General features: G+C 73.3%; 22 protein-coding genes and 1 tRNA gene. 10 read left to right on the plus strand and 13 right to left on the minus strand.

The genetic code is table 11. From position 1 onward, the window contains the following. Positions 1-89: 89 nt before the first annotated feature. Complete coding sequence (locus ABT008_RS12105) at positions 90-833, minus strand: SDR family NAD(P)-dependent oxidoreductase (RefSeq protein WP_350695903.1); 744 nt, start codon at positions 831-833, stop codon at positions 90-92. 255 nt (positions 834-1,088) lie between these two features. On the opposite strand from ABT008_RS12105, the gene ABT008_RS12110 reads away from it, so the two are divergent. Further along, positions 1,089-1,670: a DM13 domain-containing protein gene (locus ABT008_RS12110; RefSeq protein WP_350695905.1), complete on the plus strand. Its 582-nt coding sequence runs from the start codon at positions 1,089-1,091 to the stop codon at positions 1,668-1,670. 94 nt (positions 1,671-1,764) lie between these two features. Beyond that, entirely contained in the window at positions 1,765-2,460 is a 696-nt protein-coding gene (locus tag ABT008_RS12115) for a proteasome protein (RefSeq protein ID WP_350695906.1), read from the plus strand. A gap of 100 nt (positions 2,461-2,560) precedes the next feature. Here the strand turns inward: ABT008_RS12115 and ABT008_RS12120 are convergent, their stop codons facing one another. Then, positions 2,561-3,019, minus strand: coding sequence for an ArsI/CadI family heavy metal resistance metalloenzyme (locus ABT008_RS12120; RefSeq protein ID WP_350695908.1), 459 nt, complete (start codon positions 3,017-3,019; stop codon positions 2,561-2,563). Between the two features lie 106 nt (positions 3,020-3,125). Between ABT008_RS12120 and ABT008_RS12125 the strand changes: the two genes are divergently transcribed. Genes ABT008_RS12125 through ABT008_RS12135 form a run of 3 tightly spaced genes read left to right on the plus strand, consistent with a single transcriptional unit; the run spans position 3,126 to position 4,632 of the window. Then, positions 3,126-3,494, plus strand: coding sequence for an ArsR/SmtB family transcription factor (locus ABT008_RS12125; protein ID WP_350695910.1), 369 nt, complete (start codon positions 3,126-3,128; stop codon positions 3,492-3,494). Beyond that, complete coding sequence (locus ABT008_RS12130) at positions 3,491-4,228, plus strand: aquaporin (RefSeq protein WP_350695911.1); 738 nt, start codon at positions 3,491-3,493, stop codon at positions 4,226-4,228. The genes ABT008_RS12125 and ABT008_RS12130 overlap by 4 nt, the downstream gene beginning before the upstream one ends. Next, positions 4,225-4,632, plus strand: a complete 408-nt coding sequence (locus tag ABT008_RS12135) for an arsenate reductase ArsC (RefSeq protein ID WP_350695913.1) — start codon at positions 4,225-4,227, stop codon at positions 4,630-4,632. The genes ABT008_RS12130 and ABT008_RS12135 overlap by 4 nt, the downstream gene beginning before the upstream one ends. 228 nt (positions 4,633-4,860) lie before the next feature. Here the strand turns inward: ABT008_RS12135 and ABT008_RS12140 are convergent. The 6 genes from ABT008_RS12140 to ABT008_RS12165 all read right to left on the minus strand — a co-directional run bounded on the left by ABT008_RS12140 (position 4,861) and on the right by ABT008_RS12165 (position 11,659). Then, positions 4,861-4,937 (minus strand) — tRNA-Ala (locus tag ABT008_RS12140). 451 nt (positions 4,938-5,388) lie between these two features. Beyond that, positions 5,389-6,282 (minus strand): divisome protein SepX/GlpR, encoded by an 894-nt coding sequence (gene sepX, locus ABT008_RS12145; protein WP_350695915.1) that lies wholly within the window; start codon positions 6,280-6,282, stop codon positions 5,389-5,391. A 179-nt stretch (positions 6,283-6,461) separates the two neighbouring features. Beyond that, positions 6,462-7,103, minus strand: a complete 642-nt coding sequence (locus ABT008_RS12150) for a GNAT family N-acetyltransferase (RefSeq protein ID WP_350695917.1) — start codon at positions 7,101-7,103, stop codon at positions 6,462-6,464. Positions 7,104-7,133: 30 nt separating this feature from the next. Then, a complete protein-coding gene (locus tag ABT008_RS12155; protein WP_350695919.1) occupies positions 7,134-8,447 on the minus strand; it encodes a molybdopterin molybdotransferase MoeA in 1,314 nt (437 codons plus the stop codon). After that, positions 8,444-9,397 (minus strand): UTP--glucose-1-phosphate uridylyltransferase, encoded by a 954-nt coding sequence (locus tag ABT008_RS12160; protein ID WP_350695920.1) that lies wholly within the window; start codon positions 9,395-9,397, stop codon positions 8,444-8,446. Before ABT008_RS12160 ends, ABT008_RS12155 begins: the two co-directional genes overlap by 4 nt. 9 nt (positions 9,398-9,406) lie before the next feature. Continuing rightward, positions 9,407-11,659 (minus strand): GGDEF domain-containing protein, encoded by a 2,253-nt coding sequence (locus ABT008_RS12165; RefSeq protein WP_350695922.1) that lies wholly within the window; start codon positions 11,657-11,659, stop codon positions 9,407-9,409. Positions 11,660-11,777: 118 nt separating this feature from the next. Between ABT008_RS12165 and ABT008_RS12170 the strand changes: the two genes are divergently transcribed. Both ABT008_RS12170 and ABT008_RS12175 read left to right on the plus strand, forming a co-directional pair. Next, positions 11,778-12,416: a 5-formyltetrahydrofolate cyclo-ligase gene (locus ABT008_RS12170; RefSeq protein ID WP_502890406.1), complete on the plus strand. Its 639-nt coding sequence runs from the start codon at positions 11,778-11,780 to the stop codon at positions 12,414-12,416. A 40-nt stretch (positions 12,417-12,456) separates the two neighbouring features. Then, on the plus strand, positions 12,457-12,828 hold the full coding sequence (locus ABT008_RS12175; RefSeq protein WP_502890407.1) for an FmdB family zinc ribbon protein: 372 nt from the start codon (positions 12,457-12,459) through the stop codon (positions 12,826-12,828). A gap of 98 nt (positions 12,829-12,926) precedes the next feature. On the opposite strand, the gene ABT008_RS12180 is transcribed toward ABT008_RS12175, so the two are convergent. Beyond that, complete coding sequence (locus ABT008_RS12180) at positions 12,927-13,103, minus strand: hypothetical protein (protein ID WP_350695926.1); 177 nt, start codon at positions 13,101-13,103, stop codon at positions 12,927-12,929. Between the two features lie 136 nt (positions 13,104-13,239). Between ABT008_RS12180 and ABT008_RS12185 the strand changes: the two genes are divergently transcribed. Continuing rightward, on the plus strand, positions 13,240-13,749 hold the full coding sequence (locus tag ABT008_RS12185; protein ID WP_350695927.1) for a hypothetical protein: 510 nt from the start codon (positions 13,240-13,242) through the stop codon (positions 13,747-13,749). Positions 13,750-13,762: 13 nt separating this feature from the next. On the opposite strand, the gene ABT008_RS12190 is transcribed toward ABT008_RS12185, so the two are convergent. After that, a complete protein-coding gene (locus ABT008_RS12190) occupies positions 13,763-14,248 on the minus strand; it encodes a DUF2231 domain-containing protein (RefSeq protein ID WP_350695928.1) in 486 nt (161 codons plus the stop codon). 197 nt (positions 14,249-14,445) lie between these two features. Between ABT008_RS12190 and ABT008_RS12195 the strand changes: the two genes are divergently transcribed. Both ABT008_RS12195 and ABT008_RS12200 read left to right on the plus strand, forming a co-directional pair. After that, the gene (locus ABT008_RS12195; protein ID WP_350695929.1) at positions 14,446-14,874 is read left to right on the plus strand and encodes a Fur family transcriptional regulator; all 429 of its coding nucleotides are present in this window, start codon (positions 14,446-14,448) and stop codon (positions 14,872-14,874) included. A 31-nt stretch (positions 14,875-14,905) separates the two neighbouring features. Beyond that, entirely contained in the window at positions 14,906-15,763 is an 858-nt protein-coding gene (locus tag ABT008_RS12200) for an oxygenase MpaB family protein (protein ID WP_350695931.1), read from the plus strand. 126 nt (positions 15,764-15,889) lie between these two features. Here the strand turns inward: ABT008_RS12200 and ABT008_RS12205 are convergent, their stop codons facing one another. The 3 genes from ABT008_RS12205 to ABT008_RS12215 all read right to left on the minus strand — a co-directional run bounded on the left by ABT008_RS12205 (position 15,890) and on the right by ABT008_RS12215 (position 18,993). Beyond that, a complete protein-coding gene (locus ABT008_RS12205; RefSeq protein ID WP_502890416.1) occupies positions 15,890-16,732 on the minus strand; it encodes a RecB family exonuclease in 843 nt (280 codons plus the stop codon). 170 nt (positions 16,733-16,902) lie between these two features. Beyond that, positions 16,903-17,763, minus strand: coding sequence for a PHP domain-containing protein (locus ABT008_RS12210; protein WP_350695934.1), 861 nt, complete (start codon positions 17,761-17,763; stop codon positions 16,903-16,905). A gap of 24 nt (positions 17,764-17,787) precedes the next feature. Then, the gene (locus tag ABT008_RS12215) at positions 17,788-18,993 is read right to left on the minus strand and encodes a hypothetical protein (protein ID WP_350695936.1); all 1,206 of its coding nucleotides are present in this window, start codon (positions 18,991-18,993) and stop codon (positions 17,788-17,790) included. Positions 18,994-19,003 lie beyond the last annotated feature (10 nt).

The following is a 19,003-nucleotide window of genomic DNA, read 5'->3' on the forward strand; positions in this document are numbered from 1 at the left end:
CACGTCCGTCGACACCGCCGAGCGAAACGACGATCTTCGATCGAGCGGGGTTTGGAGTCTAGATCACCGTGCAGTCGGGACGCCACCGGTCACGCGGTCGCGCCGCCGTCGATCGCGATCGACGCACCGGTGATGTGTCGGCCGCCGTCGCCCACCAGGTGACTGACCGTCGCGGCCACGTCGGCCGGCGATGCGTACCGCCCGAGGGCGATCTGCGTCCGCTGTACGTCGGCACCGGCGCTGTCGGCCGGGTTCATGTCGGTATCGGTCGAGCCGGGCAGGATCAGGTTGACGGTGATGCCGCGCGGGCCGAGCTCACGGGCGAGCGCCCGGGTCAGCCCGTTCACCGCGCTCTTGGTCATCGCGTACGCGCTGACTCCGGGTGCGGGGACGCGACTGGCGAAGCTGCTGCCGATGTTGACGATCCGCCCGCCCTCGCCCATGTGCCGCACCGCCGCCTGCGTGGCCAGGTACACCCCGCGTACGTTCACCGCGACCGCCCGGTCCAGCGCGTCGAGGCTGACCGACTCGATGGGCCCACCCGCGAACACCCCCGCGTTGTTGACCAGGATGTCCAGCCGCCCCAGCTCGGCCACGGTCTGCTCCACCGCGCCGACGACCGCCCCCGAATCCGCGCTGTCCGCGCTGATCGACAAGCCCGTGCGCCCGTACGCTTCGATGTCGGCCAGGACGGACTTCGCGTTGTCCCCCGCCGTGCGGTAGGTGAACGCCACGTCGATCCCGTCCTCGGCGAGCCGGCGCGCGACAGCAGCGCCGATGCCCCGACTTCCACCCGTGACCAGGGCAACCCTGCCGGCAGTTCTGACCGTCATACCGCAATCCTGACAGTTCACTCAGGATTGCGATCATCCGGGTCACCCGTCACCACAAGCTGTTACGCGGCCCTCATCCACATCCGGCGATGGGTGTCGAACGCGTCCCGGCCCCGGATCCAGGCGGCCTCGCACCCCCGGCGAGACCCCCGTGCGGACGCTGCGTCCACGGGCTGCCGTACGCAACGTGACCCTGAAGATCCGAAATGGACTGGAGTCGCCTGCCGGAGTGTCCACCCGACGTAGGCTCCGGCGATGACGCGCAAACCCCTGACCTGGCTCCTGGCCGTCCTGCTGGGCGCAGGTGCGGCGTTCGGTCTCTTCTGGTTCCAACCATGGAAGCTGTTCACCAACCAGGTGGTCGCCGAGATACTGCCGATCACCGACGCAACCGCACCTGAGGGATCACCGTCAGCAGAGGCGGGCCCCTCGTCCGAGGCGTCACCCTCCGCCGAGGCATCCGTCGCGCCGAGTCCGAGGAACGTGCTGCTGGCCAGCGGAGAGTTCATCACGCATGAGCACGAGACCACCGGCACCGCCCGACTGGTCCGGCTCTCCGACGGCAGTCACCAGTTGGTACTACAGGACCTCGCCACCTCCAACGGCCCCGACCTGCGAGTCTGGCTCACCGACCAGCCGGTGCTCCCGGGCCGGGCCGGCTGGCACGTCTTCGACGACGGGCGATGGCTCGACCTCGACCGGCTCAAGGGGAACCGGGGCGACCAGGTCTACGACATTCCCGCAGACGCGAATCTCGATGACCTCCGCAGCGTCTCGATCTGGTGCAAGCGGTTCTCGGTGTCCTTCGGCGCAGCCGAACTGCGGAAACCGTCCTGACCCCCGCTGCGCCTGGCCCGGCACCTGGCGGGTGTAGGCGGACGGGATGCCGGGTACCTCCGGCCCAACCCCGCACCCCTGCCCAGGAGGACCCATGACCGTCGTACTCGCCATTGTCTGCAGCGACGGGGTGGTGATCGGCGCGGACTCCCAGATCACCGAGAGCGACCGCGGTCTGAGCTTCCCCGCTCAGAAGCTGCACCCGTTGGGCTCCTGCGCCGCCTGGGGCGGCAGCGGCGCGCGGGGCGTACTCAACGACCTGCGCCCCCTCCTCCAGGACTCGGCCACCGCCATCCTCGAAGCACCCGACATCGGCGGCGAGTTGCAGGAGCGCGTCCTGCCCGTCTTCAAGAAGCACTACGAGAACTACATCGCGGACGTGCCCGGCGAGGACGGCGGCGGCGGGGTGTCGGCGTACCTGCTCGCGGTCGGCTACAGCCAGGGCGGGCCGTGGATCGTGGAGATCAACCCCAACGGCCTCATCGGCCGCTACGAGGACGTGGGCTTCCACGCCATCGGCTCCGGCGCGCCCATGGCCCAGCAGGCCGGCGCGCTGCTGTCCCATTTCCGGATGACCACGCGCACCGTCGAGTACGGCGTGGTGGGCGTGGTACGGGTGCTGGAGGCGCTGGAGCGGACCTCGCCGTCGGTCGGCGGGCCGTTCAGCGTCGCGTGCATCCGCGAGGAGGGCGCCCACCACCTCGACGAGAAGGAGATCGCCAAGGCACTGAAGGACTCCCAGCGCTGGCGCGACCTCGAACAGAAGGCGCTCGACGGGCTGTTCGACTGACACCGGGCTTGCCGCCGTCCCGCCCGCCGCTCGGCTCGCACTCTCCCACGAGGGCCGAGGCGTCACGGGCGGGACGTTTGCTGCTGCGGTCGTGTGCAGGTCAGCAGCAGGTACCGGCGGCTGCGGTGGTGGCGGGCTGCTTGTCGGTGGCGGGGGTGTCGCAGGCGCTCACGGTGGCCTTCTCCAGGTGGTCGGAGTCGGCCTTGACGGTGTAGACCTCCCAGGGCTCGTCACCGGGGCCACGCACCCAGACCTTGTCCTGGAGGGCGTAGCAGCATTCGGTGCTGTTCTCCTCCAGGGTGATCAGGCCGGATTCGGTGAGGCGCCGGGTGGCGGCGTTGACCTCTTCGGTGGTGGTGACCTCGACGCCCAGGTGGTCCATCACGGTCGGCTGGCCGGGCTCGCCCTCGAGGAGCACGAGCTTCAACGGCGGGTTCTGGACGGCGAAGTTGGCGTAGCCGGGGCGACGCTTGGTCGGTTCGACGCCGAACAGCTTCGAGTAGAAGGCCACGGAGCCTTCGAGGTCGGACACGCGCAGGGCAAGTTGAACGCGGGACATGGGCTCTCCTCTCGACAGGACCGCCGTCACCGACCCGTCCTGCCTAGATGAATTTCGAATCAGCCCCCACGTTGCCTCTTGTTTTGAGATCTGTCAACCTAGACGCATGTCGAAACAAGCCGTACCGGTGGTCGACCTGAACGCCGTGGCCTGCTGCGCCCCGATCGCGGCCCGTCCGATGGACGACGACCAGGCGGCGGTGGTCGCCCCGATGTTCAAGGCCCTGGGCGACCCGGTCCGGCTCCGGCTGATGTCGATGATCGCCTCGGTACCGGAGATCTGCGTCTGTGACCTGACCCCGGCGTTCGACCTGTCCGGGCCCACCATCTCCCACCACCTCCGGGTGCTACGAGACGCGGGCCTGGTGGACTCCGAGCGGCGGGGCACCTGGGTCTGGTACCGGGTCCGCCCGGAAGCCTTCCGGCAGCTCGGCGCACTGCTGGACATCCCCACGGCCACTGCGACCACCGGGTGAGCCTCGCGCTGGCCCGGCGGGCAAGCGCAGAGTTCACCGGTACGGCCCTGCTGGTCACCGCCGTCGTCGGCTCCGGGATCGCCGCCACCCGGCTCTCCCCGACGGATGTGGGGCTCCAGCTCCTGGAGAACGCGGTTGCCACCGCCCTCGCGCTGGGCGCGTTGATCCTGATGTTCGGCCCCGTGTCGGGCGCGCACTTCAATCCGGTCGTCTCGGCCGTCGACTGGTGGCTCGGCCGCCGGTCCAGGACCGGTCTGACCCTCCGGGACCTGGCCGGCTACGTCTGCGCGCAGGTCACCGGGGCCGTCACCGGGGCAGTTCTGGCCGCCCTCATGTTCGGGCTCCCGCCGGTCACCTGGTCCCACACCGACCGCACCGGCGGGAATCTGTGGCTGGCCGAGGTGGTCGCCACCGCCGGGCTGGTCCTCCTGGTCTTCGCTCTCGCCCGCTCCGGCCGCACCACCGTGGCCCCGGCCGCCGTCGCCGCCTACATCGGAGCGGCCTACTGGTTCACCTCCTCGACCTCCTTCGCCAACCCGGCGGTCACCATCGGCCGCGCCTTCACCGACACCTTCGCTGGCATCGCCCCCGCCTCCGTGCCCGGCTTCGTCGCCGCCCAGCTCGTCGGCGGCCTGGTGGCCGTCGCCGCCCTCGCCGCCTGGTACCCCCACGCCGGACACGCCGCTGACGCGGTGGTCGTGCCCCACCCCACCCGAGAAAGCGAAGCTCGATGACCGACAAGCCCAGCGTCCTGTTCGTCTGCGTTCACAACGCCGGTCGCTCCCAGATGGCCGCTGCCTGGCTACGCCACCTCGCCGGGGACACCGTCGAGGTCCGCTCCGCGGGCAGCGCGCCCACCGACCAGATCAATCCCACCGCCGTCGAAGCCATGCGGGAAGTCGGCATCGACATCACCGACCAGACCCCGACCCGACTCACCTCAGACACCGCCGAAACCAGCGACATCATCGTCACCATGGGCTGCGGCGACGCCTGCCCCGTCTTCCCCGGCAAACGCTACGAAGACTGGAAGCTCACCGACCCCGCCGGTCAATCCCTCGACGTCGTCCGCCACGTGCGCGACGACATCAAGACTCACGTCATCGAGCTGCTCGCCAGCATCAAGCCGGAGAACTGACAACCACCCGCCCGCATCTCCCGGCATCCCTCAGGATGCCCGCGGTCGGACTCGGGTTGGAGACGTACCTGCACCGGTGGCCGAAGAAGAACCGTCGCCGCAACATCGTCAGCACGGCCCTTGGGGAGGTTGCGGGGAACCGCTCGGGGTCGGCGCTTCCGGGCTGAGTTGTGCCGGATCTGTGCCAAATGATCAATGGCCAGCGTTTCCGCTGGCCATTGGTGTTGCTGGTGGAGCTGAGGGGATTTGAACCCCTGACCCCCTCGATGCGAACGAGGTGCGCTACCAGTCTGCGCCACAGCCCCTCCGCCGATTCACCGGCGTTGGTCCCGTCCGGCTTTCACCGGGCGGGCCGGCGACAAGGCTAACAGGTCGGCCGCCTTCGCCGCGAACCGCCCCGCCCGCCCGACACCCCAAGATCCACCCAATCTCCCCGGACGCCAGCACCTTCGGACCCCACGAGGCAGCAACATCCCCGATACTGCTGCCTCCCACCACCGTCGAGGTAGCAATATCCCTGAAACTGCTGCCTCGACCCGCCACGGGTCGCACGTCCCCGTCCGCGACCATGCATCGAAGAGGCCGGGCCGACTGGCGGGACGGGCCGACAGGCGGGACGGGCCGACAGGCGGGACGGGCCGACAGGCGGGACGGGCCGACAGGCGGGACGGGCCGACAGGCGGGACGGGCGAGTGCACGGCGGCCCGCCACGGTGCGGAAGGTGCGTGGTGAGAGTCGCCGGCAGGGCGGGACGGATCAGGCGCTGTGCGAGCCGCGCCCGGCCTCGTACGGACGGCCACGCAGGCCACCGGCGCGGCGGTAGGAGACCGAGCCGCCGTTGGCGGCCTGTGGCAGGTCTGCGGGGCGGTCCAGGCCCATGGCGGACCGCCGGACGGACTCCCGCTGGGCGGCCAGGCGACGCTGGGCCTCCCGACGGGCTGCGGCGCGGCGTGCCTGTTCGCGGCGCACCTCGGCCTGCCGGGCGGCCAGCCAGGCGGCCTCGCGGGCCCGGGCACGCCGTCGACGGCGGTCGGCGAGTGCGCGGGCGCGCAGGTGGACGACGTACACGACGAGCAGGGTGCCGGTGACCGCGAAGCTGATCCAGAAGCCGGGGCCGACCACCAGGACGCCGACCAGTTCGACGGCGTTGAGCAGCACCAGGGCGGCGAGGACCCGGCGGCGGCGGTAGACGGCGGGGGTGTGCGGGCGGCGGCGGTCGGGCCGGCGGCGTGGACGGTTCCCGGTCGGCGCGACGGAGCGCAGCCGGCTCGGCCGCCCGGACCGGCGCGATGCGGGAGCGCTGTCGACCGAGCCTGCGGAGGCCGGATCGCCGGCCGCACCACCGGAGCGAGCAGATGCGTCCGGGGAGTCGCCGGTGCGGGGTGCGGGCGGGCCGGAGACGGGGGCGGCGAGCTGCCCCGAGCTGGGATCCTCGCTGAGGGTGACGACGAGAGCACGGGACGGGTTGACCGGTCTGCGGCCGGGGACAGTGCGGCGTCGTCGGCGGCGCTGGAGCACCCGCGCCGTCGACTGCGCCCGCTCCGCCACCAACCGCTCGGCGGCGTCGTACCGGCGAACCAGCGCCGGAGCGAGAGCGAGCAGACCGGCGGCGGCGAGGACGGCGAGGAGCACCGAGGTCGGCACCCTCACCCCTCCCGTCACCAAGATTCGGAGCAACCGCCGACCGGCCGCAGGATCTTTCACCGATCGGCGTCGGCGACGTGAATCATGCGGAGCGGGCAGCGCCTGCCGCAGCTTGCAGTTACCTGAGGTTACGGGTCAGGCTGGCCGGAACAACCGCGCCGCGCCGATTCCGCACGTGGGACGGCTCACGGCGTACGGGCGCGCAGCCGGTGCCAACGGGCCAGCAGCCCGCCCTCGGCGGCGATCTCCTCGCTCGTCATCGCGTACCCGATGTGGTCCCGCCACGCACCGTCGATGTGCATGTAGCGCGCGTGGTACGCCTCCTCGCGGAAGCCCAGCTTCTCCACCACGCGGCGGGACGGCCCGTTCTCCGGCCGGATGTTGACCTCCACCCGGTGCAGTCCACCGGGGCCGAAGGCGTGGTCGACGGCGAGCGCCATCGCGGTGGGGATCACACCCTGGCCGGCGACCCGACGGTCCACCCAGTAGCCGACATAGCCGGAGCAGAACGCCCGACGCACGATGCTGCCGATGTTGATGTGCCCGACCAGGCGTTCCGCGCCGTCGGCGTACAGGCAGACCGCGAACGGCATGCCCTCACCGGTACGCGCCGAGCGCCGCTGGTCGCGGTGGACCCAGCGGAAGGTGGCCGGCGAGTTCAGATCGGCCCAGTCACCGGCCGGCGTGGACTCCCACGGGGCCAGCCACTCCCGGTTGGCGCAGCGCACCTCGGACCAGGCCGCCGCGTCGGAGCGTCGGTACGGCCGCAGCAGCACCGGCCCGTCGGAGAGCACCACCGGCCAGCCGGGCGCCCGTCGGAACCGCACCACTCCTCCACTCCCGAGCGTCACCCGGATTCACCGTCGACGGTCGAGCAGCAGCACGTCCACGGTGGAGCCGGCAGCGGCGGCGGTGACCCGCTCGCCGAGAACGAGAAGCCCGTTCGCCTCGGCCAGGCCGGCGAGGGTGAACGGACCACCGCTGAGCGGTTGGACAGTGTAACCCCCACCTCGACGCTCCGCGACGTGCGCGGGCCGGAACTCGCGCAGGCCCACGGGTGAGGAGACCGTCTCCAGCAGGTGTGCCCGCACGCTGGGCCGGAACACCGGTTCGGCACCGGCCAGCAGGTTGATCGCGGGGCGGGCCAGCACCTCGAATCCGATCATCGCGGCGCCCGGATCGCCGGGCAGGCACACCACCGGCACCTCCTCGGCGCCGACGGTGCCGAACCCGAGCGCGGTGCCCGGATAGAGCGCCACGTCGGTGAAGGTGACCGGTCCCGCGCGGCTGCCCTCGCGCCGGGACAGGATGCGGCGGACCATGTCGCCCGGCCCGGTGCCGGTGCCGCCGGTGGTGATGATGAGGTCGGCCCGCAGGGTCTGGTCCTCCAGCAGGCCACGCAGCCCCTCCGGGTCGTCGTCGCAGATGCCCACCCGGTACGCCAGGGCGCCCGCCTCCGCCGCCGCGGCGGTCAGCGCGTGCGAGTTGGCGTCGACCACCTGACCGGGCTGGCTGCCCCGGCCCACGTCCACCAGTTCGTCGCCGGTGGCCACGATCACCACCCGGGGGCTGGGGCGGACCACCACGTGCCCGATGCCGGTGGCGGCGAAGACCGCGACCAGTGCCGGCGAGACGTACGTGCCGGCGCGGGCGAGCAGGGTGCCGGCGGCCACCTCCTCGCCGGCCCGGCGTACGCCGTAGCCCCGCTTCGGGGCGCGGAAGATCTCCACCGCCGCCATGCCCTGGTCGGTCCACTCGACCGGGACGACCACGTCGGCGGCGACCGGCAGTGGTGCTCCGGCGGCCACCGAGAAGCACGAGCCGGGGGTGAGTCGGACCGGCCGCCAGCTCGCCGCGCCGAGGTCACCGACCACGTTGAGGCGTACCGTGCGGCCACCCGGACGGCCGGACTGGGCCGGGACGTATCCCACGCCCCGGGCCCCGCCGGCGATGTCCTCCCAGCGCGCGGCGTACCCGTCCACGGCCGCCTGGTCGAAGGCCGGGAACGAGTGCGGTGCGACGACGTCCTCGGCGAGGACGTTGCCGTGCGCCTGGGTGAGGTCGAGGTCGAGCGGAGGCAGCGCGCGCAACCTGCGCAGCACGCTGCCCAGGTAGTCGGCGAGCGGCGTCAACCCGTTTTCGGCCGCCTCGGCGTCGGCCGTCGCGGTCATGTATTCGGACCGCCCGACGCGTCGGAGTTGACGAACTCGGCCAGCCACTTGCGGAACTCGCTGCCCAGGTCCTCGCGCTCGCTGGCGATCTGGACCACGGTCTGCAGGTAGCCCAGCGGCATGCCGGTGTCGTAGCGGATGCCGCGATAGACGATCGCGTGCACCGGGGTGCCCTCGGTCCGCAGCAGTTCCATCGCGTCGGTGAGCTGGATCTCGCCGCCGCTACCGGGCTTGGTACGGCGGATCGCGTCGAAGATCTTGCCCGGCAGCACGTACCGGCCGAGCACGGCCAGGTTGCTCGGCGCCTCCTCCGGCTTGGGCTTCTCCACCATGCCGGTGACCCGGACGACCTCGCCGATGTCGGTCAGCTCGGACTCGGCGGGCTCGACCGAGGCGATGCCGTAGCGCGTGGTCTCGGCCGGGTCGACCTCGAAGAAGGCGAGCACCACGCCACCCGTCCGCGCCTGCAGCTCCAACATGGCCGGCAGCAGCGGCTCGGAGAGGTTGACGAACTCGTCGCCGAGCAGCACGGCGAAGGGCTGGTCGCCGACGTGCGACTCGGCGTACCCGACGGCGTGGCCGAGGCCGAGCTGCTCGGGCTGGCGGCAGGTGTAGATGGCGGCCAGTTCCTCGGTGCGCTTGACGGCGGCCAGCAGCTCGGGCTTCTCGGCGAGCCGTTCCTCCAGATCGGGGCGGCGGTCGAAGTGGTCGACCATCGATGTCTTGCCGCGCCCGGTGATCAGTAGCACGTCGCCGATGCCGGCCTGGGCGGCCTCCTCGACGATGTACTGCAACACGGGGCGGTCGACGACCGGCAGCAGCTCCTTGGGTACCGCCTTGGTCGCCGGCAGGAACCGGGTGGCCAGGCCGGCGGCCGGGATGACGGCCTTGACGGCACGGGGACGACCGGTGGCGGCGGTCGCTGAGGGGTTCGCTGAGTGCTCCGACATGTCGCGAGACTATCGGCCGAGGCCGTGACGCGGCGGGTGAGGACCGGAAGACGCGCCGCCCGCCGGAGCAGTTCTGCCGGTCGTGGCGGAACCGGCCGGGGCCGGTTCGTCGTCGGTGGTCGGTTCGCCCGGATCGCCCTCCGGTCCGGCCCTGGGCAGCCCGTCCTGCGGGCTACGGGTCGCCACCAGCACCGGTAGTTCCCGGGTGGCCGACGCCTCCCGGGCGGGAGCCAGCCGCCAGGTGTCCCGGCCACCCGTCTTGGCGGCGTACAGCGCCTCGTCCGCTGCCTGGAGCACCTGCGGTCCGGTGTCGGCGTGGTCCGGGAAGACGGCGATCCCGATCGATACCGTCATCGAGACGCTGTCCGGTGCCCCGGAGTGCCGTGCCACGTGGACCGGACTGTCCCGGACGGCCAAGGCGAGCCGCTCGGCGACGATCGTCGCGCCCCGGGCGTCGGTCTCCGGCAGCAGCACCACGAACTCCTCCCCGCCCTGCCGGAAGGCGAGGTCCACCTCGCGGATCTCACCCCGGACGCGCCGGGCGAACTCGGCCAGCACGGTGTCCCCGGCCGGGTGCCCGTACGTGTCGTTGATCCGCTTGAACCGGTCCAGGTCCAGCACGAGGACGCTGACCGTCCGGCCGAACCGGCTGGCCCGCTCCACCTCCCGGCGTACCGACTCGCGCAGGTAGCGGTAGTTCCAGAGCCCGGTCAGCGGATCGGTGAGCGAGAGCCGCTGCGCCTCCTCGTGGACGCGGACGTTCTCCACCGCCACCGCCGCGTGACCGGCGAAGGTGCGCAGCGTCGCCAGGTCGTCGTCGTCGAACTCGGCCCCGCCCGGCCGGTCGTAGAGGGCGAGCACTCCGAGCACGGTCTCCGGCGGGGTCGGCCGGGTCCCGGCGGGCGTGGGGTCGGACCCCGGGCCGGGCTCGGCGCGGACAAGCGCCTCGGGCGCGGTGAACGGCACCGCGACGTACGTCCGGCAGGGCGGTTCGCCGGAGGCGTCGTCGGCCGGGTCCACCCGTCCCCGGCAGGGTCGGCCGGTCGCCGCGACCTCGCCCAGCAACCCGCTGCCGACCGGCACCGACCCGGTGCCGGGCCAACGTCCGTCGAGCCCCTCGGAGCACTGGGCGACCAGCACGCCACCCGGCTCGGTGAGCAGCACCGCACCGGCCCGGGCGCCGGTCGCGGCGAGCGCGCTGCGCAGGATCACCCGCAGGATCCGTTGCAGGTCGTGGGTGCTGGCCAGGGTGTCGCCCAGCACCGCGAGGTGTCCGCGTAGCTGGTCGCGGCTGCTGGCCAGCGCCGCCAGGTAGCCACCGGTCTCCTGGGCCATCCGGTTGAACGCGGCGGCCAGCCGGCCGACCTCGTCGTCGCTGCGTACCGGCACCCGGGCGGTCAGGTCGCCGGCCGCCACCCGGTCGACCGCGCCGGCCAGCTCCACCAGCGGGCGGGTGGTCATCCGGGCCAGTCGCCACGCGGCGGCCACTCCCACCAGGGCGGCCAGCAGCACCACGCCGACCAGCACGGCGTGCAGTCCGGGCGGCTGGTCGCTGGGGACCGAGAGCACCAGGTGCAGCGGCTGGCCGGGCGTCGGACCGGCCCTCCGCAGGTACCGGCCGTCCGGCGTGCCGGTCACCCGCTCGCCGCGCAGTGACGCGGCTGCGGCGAGCACCTCGTCCCGGCCGTTCGCCGACTCCGTGGTGTGCGCGACGTGCGGCGCACCGCCACCGTCGAGCAGCGTCACCGCGACGCCGGTCACCGCCGCGAGACGCGCCACGAACCGGGGGTCGACCGGTTGGGCGGCGGAGACCGTACCGAGCGCCGCGCCGGCCGGGTCGCGCAGTTCCACCCGGACGGCGAGCGCACCGACCGGCCCGGCGGAGGCCGGGCCGAGACCGACCGCAGGTGGCATCGGTGGGCCGCAGTCCCGCCAGGGGGCCGGTGGGGCGTCCGGGGTGGCGTAGCTGACCCCACCGGTCACGTCGGTGACCAGCACCGCCGAGGCCAGGCCCCGGCTGACCACCTGGCCGGCGGCACCCGGCCGGTCGGCGGTGAGCGCGACGGCGTCCGCCGCGGCACGGAGCTGCTGGCAGAGCGCGTCGATCGAGGTACGCACGGCGGTGGCCGCCACCGCCAGTCGCTCGGTGGCGCGGCTGCGGTCCATCGTCGCCACGGTGGAGGCGACGAAGACGGCGCCGAGCAGGACCGGGCCGAACGCCACGGCCAGGAACGCTGCGGTCAACCGCCCCCGTAGCGTCAACGCTTCCCCTTCCCCCCGGAAGTTGCGCGACCGTCGCCTGCGATGCTGACACAGAGCAACGGTGCGACACGCGTTGCGTGAGGAGTGTTGCGTGCCGGAATTTGCGGAAGGAGCGGAAGTGACGCATGACGCGAAGCGGGCGACACGGGTGACGTTGCTGGCCCGCCGTCGGGCGTTCACCGCCGCCGAGCGCGAGGCCGCGACCGAAGCCGTCCAGGCCACACTGGTGGCCCTGGTACGCAGGCTGCGGCCGACCCGGGTGGCCGCGTACGCGCCGGTGGGCGGTGAGCCGGGCGGCCCGGACCTGCCTGCGGTGCTCGCCGACGCGCTGCCGCCCGGCGCCGATCTGCTGCTGCCGGTGCTCCGTGACGACCTGGACCTGGACTGGGCCCGCTGGGCGGGAGCCGGCGCGATGGTCGCCGCCGGTCGCGGCATCCGCGAGCCGGACACCCCTCGGCTGGGTGTCGACGCGATCGCCACGGCCGAGGTGGTCGTGGTGCCCGCGCTGGCCGTCGACCGCCGGGGCGTACGGCTGGGCCGGGGTGGCGGATCGTACGACCGGGCGCTGGCCCGGGTGCCCGCGAGCACCCTCACGGTGACGCCCCTGTACGACGGCGAACTGCTCGACGAGGTCCCGGCCGAGCCGCACGACCGTCCGGTACGCGCGGCGCTCACCCCGAGCGGCGGCCTGCACCCGCTGCCGACCTCCTCGGGTGTCGCGCCACACACTTCCGCTGGACGAACCGGCCCCCGATGACGCACCATTGGCACTCGAATACGTCGAGTGCCAACCGGCCGTGTCAGACCCGGAGGAGAACGTGCCCACGTACCAGTACGCCTGCACCGCGTGCGGTCACCAGCTCGAGGCGGTGCAGTCCTTCTCCGACGAGCCGCTGACCGACTGCCCCGCGTGCGAGGGGCGGCTGCGGAAGCTCTTCAACTCCGTCGGCATCGTCTTCAAGGGCTCCGGTTTCTACCGCACCGACTCCCGCTCCAACGGCTCGGCGAGCACCGACACCGCGTCGAGCCCGAGCAAGTCGACCTCGTCCGAGTCGTCGACCGGCTCGACCTCCTCGTCGAGCAGCTCGTCCGGCGGCAGCACCGGCTCCTCGGGCAGCTCGTCCGGCGGCGGCACGAGCAAGGCCCCGGCGGCGGCGAGTACCCCCTGACGGTGACCTGACCGGGCACCCGTCGCCCCGCGTCGTCGATCGCGACGGTCGCCGGGCGACGGCCCGGCGGGGCGTTCGTTCCAGGCTCGACCCGGCGCTCAGTCCCAGTGCGGCGGGCGCTCGGCCAGCAGCCAGTCGTCGTTGCCGCCGACCCGCTCGCCCCAGCCGCGATCGGTGTCGTCGGTGCTCTGCTCGGGCAGCACCACGAAGTCGTCCTCGCTCAGGTCGACCGCGCGATCGTCGTCGCGCCGCCCGCCCGGATCCCCACTCGTCACGAGCGCCAAGGCTAACGCACCTCCGGACCGCTCCCGAGCCGTCGACCACGCGGTGTGCGGGCGGACCGATCGCGGTGTGCGGGGCACGGCGCGGCCCGACGGCGTGGCGCACCGGTCATTGGTAGCGTCGGACGACGTGACGACGCCCCACCCCGGCCCGGCCTCCGACGATCCCTGGCGCCGGCCCGACACCGGGGACGGGCCCACGCCCGGCACCGGTGCGGAGTCCACCGCCGCCGCCCGGCCGGAGTTCACGCCCGGCCCCGCACCACGCCGACCCGCGTCCGACGACCCCTGGCGTCCGCCGACGACTCCCGCCCCAGGCGCCACGACCGGCCCGAGCGCCACGACCGGCCCGAGCGCCACGACCGGCCCGAGCGCCACGACCGGCCCGGGCGGCGTCGCACCGGGCGGTCACGGACCGGCCGGGTACGGCGGACCGCCGCCCACCACCGCGCCGCCGCCCGGTTGGCGTCCGCCCGTACACCTCCAGGCGGCACCGCCACGGCGGCTACCGGCACAGGACATGGCGGCGCTGGACGCGCAGGAGCAGCGGGCGCAGCGGCTGACCTGGGTGATCGGCGGGGTGGCGAGCGCCGTACTCGTGGTGGTGGTCTGCCTGCTCTGCTCGCGAGCCTTTCTCTGACGGCGGCGGGCCGTCAGTCGAAGGTGTTGCCCCAGACCATCTCGGACCCCGAGTGACCGGTGAGCCAGACGTAGACGAGCGCGGCCACACCCGCACCGATCACCAGCACCGACAGCACCGGGGTGAGCCAGGTCGGCAGCTTCGGTGCGCGCGGGTGGCTGCTGGTCGCCACCAACAGCAGGATCGTCACCAGAGAGAGCCCCAGCGTGATCAGGAACAGCGTGTCGCCGTACCCGGCGTGCTCCTCCATCTGGTCGATGATCTCGCCGGAGAAGCCCCGGGCGATCTGCCGCTCCTGCAGGGCCTCGCCGGACTGCACGCTGACGAACGCCGTGATCGGCGCGACGACCGCGAGGATCGCCACCGCCCAGTCCAGGCGGGGGCGGAATCTCGGCAGCGCGATGTACGCGGCGGCGAGCAACACCAGCAGTGGTACGAAGACCACGACCGCATGCACGACGAGCACGTGCATGGGCAGGCCCAGCGCCTTCTCGAACATCGGCACCTCCGGCGATAGGTGATCGTGACATGTCAGCGTACGGGCCGGGGATGGCCCCGCCCAGTGCGCTCCTGCTTGACACGCTCCACAGGGGCCCAGGGTTCACCGAGACGTCACCCGGGAGGGCTGGCTGTGGCCCGAGCCACCGAACTCGCCGGTCTGTTGTCCGGTCGGGGCGACCGTGCTGTCATTGACACATGTCCAGCGGTGCGGATCTGCTGCGGTCGCACGGCCTGCGGGTCACCCGGCCACGCCTCGCCGTACTCGACGTGTTGGCGGACGGCGGTCACCTGGACGTCGACGAGATCACCCGACGGGTACGCGAGCGGATCGACTCGGTCTCCACCCAGGCGGTCTACGACGTGCTCGGGGCGCTCTCCCGCGCCGGGCTGTCCCGTCGGATCGAACCGGCCGGAAGCCCCGCCCGCTACGAGGCCCGGGTGGGTGACAACCACCACCACGTGGTGTGCCGGGGCTGCGGCGAGATCGCCGACGTGGACTGCGCCGTCGGTGAGGCACCCTGCCTGGATCCGCGCACTGCGGCCGGCTTCCACGTGGACGAGGCCGAGGTCACCTTCTGGGGGCTCTGCCCCGGTTGCCAGGCCCGTCGCGCCGCCGACTCCTGATCACTCCGGCCGGCCGTGGCACGCTTGGTGGGTGGATTCCACTGACACCGGCCTGTACGGTCCCGACTCGGTCACCTGGAAACTGCACGCGGAACCGATCCTGCTTCTCGCCGGTCTGCGCTCGCTCTATCTCCAGGCGCTGCACCCTCGGATCGTCGCCGGGGTCGCCCAGAACAGCAACTACCGCCGGGACGCCTGGGGCCGGCTGATCCGCACCGCCGACTACGTGGGCACCACCGTCTACGGCACCACCACCGAGGCGGAGGAGGCCGGGCTGCGGCTGCGCCGGCTGCACGCCCGGTTGACGGCCGTCGACCCGGCCACCGGGGAGCGGTTCCGGATCGACGAGCCGGACCTGCTGGGCTGGGTGCACGTCACTGAGGTGGAGTCGTTCCTCGACACCGCGCGCCGGGCCGGCGTGCCGCTGGACGACGCCGAGGTGGACGGCTACTACACCGAGCAGCGCCGGTCCGCCGCACTGGTCGGACTGGACCCGGAGACGGTCCCGGGCACCGCTGCCGAGGTGGCCGAGTACTACCGCCGGGTGCGCCCGGAACTGCGCATGACCAAGGAGGCCGCCGAGCAGGCCCTGTTCCTGACCGCGCCGCCGTTGCCGTGGAAGCTCAGCCTGCCCGCCCGGGTCGGGCTCAACCTGGGGCCGCTGAGGTGGGCGTACCTGGGCGTGGCCGGCACCGCGCTGGCGCTGCTGCCGGGATGGGCCCGGCGACTGTACGGCGGGCTGGGCCTGCCGACCACCGCCCTGTCAGCGGACGTGTCGGTACGCGCGCTGCGGCTCGCCCTCACCGCGCTGCCGCGCGACTGGCGGGAGGGTCCGATGCGGCGTGCCGCCGAGGAGCGGGCGGCCCGGGCGGCGGCCCTGTCCGGCTGACCGGACGGCTGCTGCGACCTGGCAGACCGGATGCGCGGCCGGGTCGACGCCGGCCCCGGCGGCCGTTCAGCCCGACTCGGCTGAGGGCACGGCCGTTCAGCCCGGCTCGGCCGGGGGCGCGGCCGTTCAGCCCGGCTCGGCCGGGGGCGCGGCGGGGCGGTCGACGGCCGCCCAGGGGTCCTTGCCCGGCTGCTCGGCTCCGGCCGGGCAGGCACGCCGGAAGTCGCACCAGGCGCAGCGCGGGCCGGGCGTGGTCGGGAAGGCGGCGTCCGGATCACCGCCATCGGCGATCGACCGCTCGGCGGCCATGATGTCCTGGGCGGTCTGCTCGGCCCGGGTCACCTGCCGGGCCAGTGAGTCGACGGTGTGCTCGTGCGCAGCGACCGTGCCGCTGGGCAGGTGGTGCAGTTCGACCCGGCGACACGGGCGGCGGAACACCCGCTCTGCCGCGTACGCGTAGAGCGCCAGCGCCTGGGAGCCCCGCGCGTCGTCCCCGTCCAGCCCGGTGCGGCCGGTCTTGTAGTCGACGATGACCAGCTCGGGGCCGTCGGGCCCGGGTCGGGAGTCGATCCGGTCGGTGCGCCCGTTGAACGCCAGCACCCCGGTCTTGGTCGCCACCACCCGCTCCACGCCGACCGGCTCGTCGGCCGGGTCCAGCCCGCCGACGTACGTCTCCAGCCAGCCCAGTGCCCGTCGGTAGACGTCCCGTTCCTGCGCGTCGTCGCGGTAGCCGTCCCGCACCCAGGTGCCCTTGAGCAGGGTGGGCAGCACCTCCGGGCGACGCCGGTCGACGGGCAGCGCATACCAGTTCTTCAGGGCGGTGTGCACGCTGGCGCCGAGCGAGTTGTGTGCCCAGGGCGGCCCCTTCGGTGGGGCGGGCCGGTCGACGTAGGAGTAGCGGTAACGCCGGGGGCAGTCCGCGTACGCACCCAGTTTGCTCGGGGTGCAGACGAACAGCCGCTCCGGCATGCCCTCGAAGCCGAGCTGCTCGGGCTGCCCGTCGCGGGGCCGGGGCGCGCGGCCACCGGCGGCGGGTCGTCCTGCTGGGGATGCTCGTCGCACGGCCCCGATCCTGCCATCCACCCCCGACAGTCGCATCGGCGGTGAGCACCTCGATGCCGCCGGGACGGAACGCGAGGTCAGGCCGAGGCGACCTCGGTCACCCCGGACGACGCGGCGACGAGCCGCTCGTACGCCTCGGGCGCGGTGGTGAAGGCACCGAGTCGGACGGTCTTGTGCGTGCCGTGGAAGTCCGACGACCCGGTCACCAGCAGGTCCAGGTCGGCGGCGAGTCCGCGGACGTGGGCCCGCTCAGCGGGCGAGTGGTCCTCGTGGTCGGCCTCCAGACCGGCCAGGCCGACCGCCGCCAGCTCGGCGATCAGCGTGTCCGGCACGACCGGGCCACGTCGGCTGGCCCGGGGATGGGCGAACACCGGCACCCCGCCGGCCGCCCGGACCAACCGGACCGCCTGGAAGACGTCGATGTCCTCCTTCGGCAGGCGGTACCGCTCCCCCAGCCACTCCGGGCCGAACGCCGCGCTGGTGGTGGCGACCAGCCCGGCCCGGATCAGCGCCTGCGCGATGTGCGGTCGCCCGACCGTCCCACCGCCCGCCGTGGCGAGGATCTCCGGCCATCGCACGTCGACACCGTCGGCACGCAGCAGCTCCACGGTGCGTTCGCCACGGGTCAGCCGGGCGGCCCGCATCCGGGCCAGCTCGGCGACCAGCTCCGGATGGTCCGGGTCGAAGAGGTACGCCAGCAGGTGCAGCGACATCGGCGGCTGCTCGCCATACCAGCGGCAGGACAGTTCCGCGCCGCGTACCAGACGCAGCCCGGGCGGCAGCGCCCGCAGGGCCGGCGCCCAGCCGGCGGTGGTGTCGTGGTCGGTGATCGCCACCACGTCCAGCCCGGCCTCGGCGGCGGCCCGGACCAGCTCGGCGGGACCGAGCGTGCCGTCGCTGGCCGTGGAGTGGGTGTGCAGGTCGATCCGGGGGGTCATCGCCCGACGCTACCGGGCCGGCGGTCAGCCACCGGTCACCACCACCAGCGGTTGGTCGTCGTGCAGGCCGGCGACGGTGACCCGGATGGCGGACCGACCGGCACGGACCCGCTCGACGTCCACCCGGACCAGCGCCCCGGTCGTGTCGGCGTAGTGCGCCACGTCCGGCTGGCTCCAGGACACCGTGCCGGTCATCGCCGGTCCGGCGGTCCGGGCCGGGACGGTCGGATCGAGTCGGGTCAGGTCGACCAGCAGCGCCCGGTCCTGTTCGCCGACGCGCCCGTTGACCAGCAGCCACCGCCCGTCCGGGGAGACCGCACCGAGGCCGTCGCCCTCGATCGTGGGGCCGCAGGCCGGGGGGTCGGGTGGGCGAAGGTCCACCGGGTCGAGCAGGGTCAGGCAGGCGTCCTCGGTCGGCTCGGCGGGCACCTCGCCGACCAGGCGTCCGTCCGGCAGCGCGCCGAAGATCCGCTGGCTGGTCCGGTCGGTGCCCTCGTCGAGCGGGCCCGGACGCAGCGGCCAGAGCACGTGTCCGGGGAGGGCGGGGTCGAGTCGTACCAGCACCGCGCCGTCGACGAAGCGCAGTGGTACGGCCGTGGCCGGCGCGTCGGCGCGTACGGTGCCGGTCAGTTCGCCGTCCACGATGCCGGCGGCGGCCAACACCCGGTCCTGCTTCCAGGCGACCTGCCGGCCGGACCGGTCGAGGACGATCTCGTCGGCGCCCGCCAGCAGCGCCCGGGCGGTCCCGTCGGCCGCCACCGCCCACAGCGACCGACCGGACAGCGACGGTTCGCCGACGGCCAGCCAGCCCCGCCCGTCGGTGAGACGGTGTACGCGCTCCACCGCACCGATCCCGACGAGGGTCACCCGGCGACCCTGCGCGGTGGCGATCGTCCGGTTGACCAGCAGATCGACCTCGGCCAGCGGAGTCTCGGTGCTCGGGCCGGGCGGCGGGAGGCTGGTGCGGAACGTGTCCGGCGCCGGGTACGGGTCCGCGATCACCACCGTGTCTGCGCCGGGCGGCGGACGGTCGTCACCCAGTTGCATCGCACCGGCGCTGACCAGCACGATCGCCGACGCGGCCAGGCTCATCCCGGCCACCGCACGGCGACGCTGAACGCGGGCGGCCCGGCGGAGCACCGCACTCGCCGGGTCGTGCGGGGCGCGTGGGGTCGCCACCTGCCGGGAGAACGTCTCCCGGACGGCGCGCTCCAACTCGTCCTGCGACATGCTGACGAGA

The organism is Micromonospora sp. NPDC002389 (assembly GCF_040296095.1).
Classification (GTDB): Bacteria; Actinomycetota; Actinomycetes; order Mycobacteriales; family Micromonosporaceae; genus Micromonospora.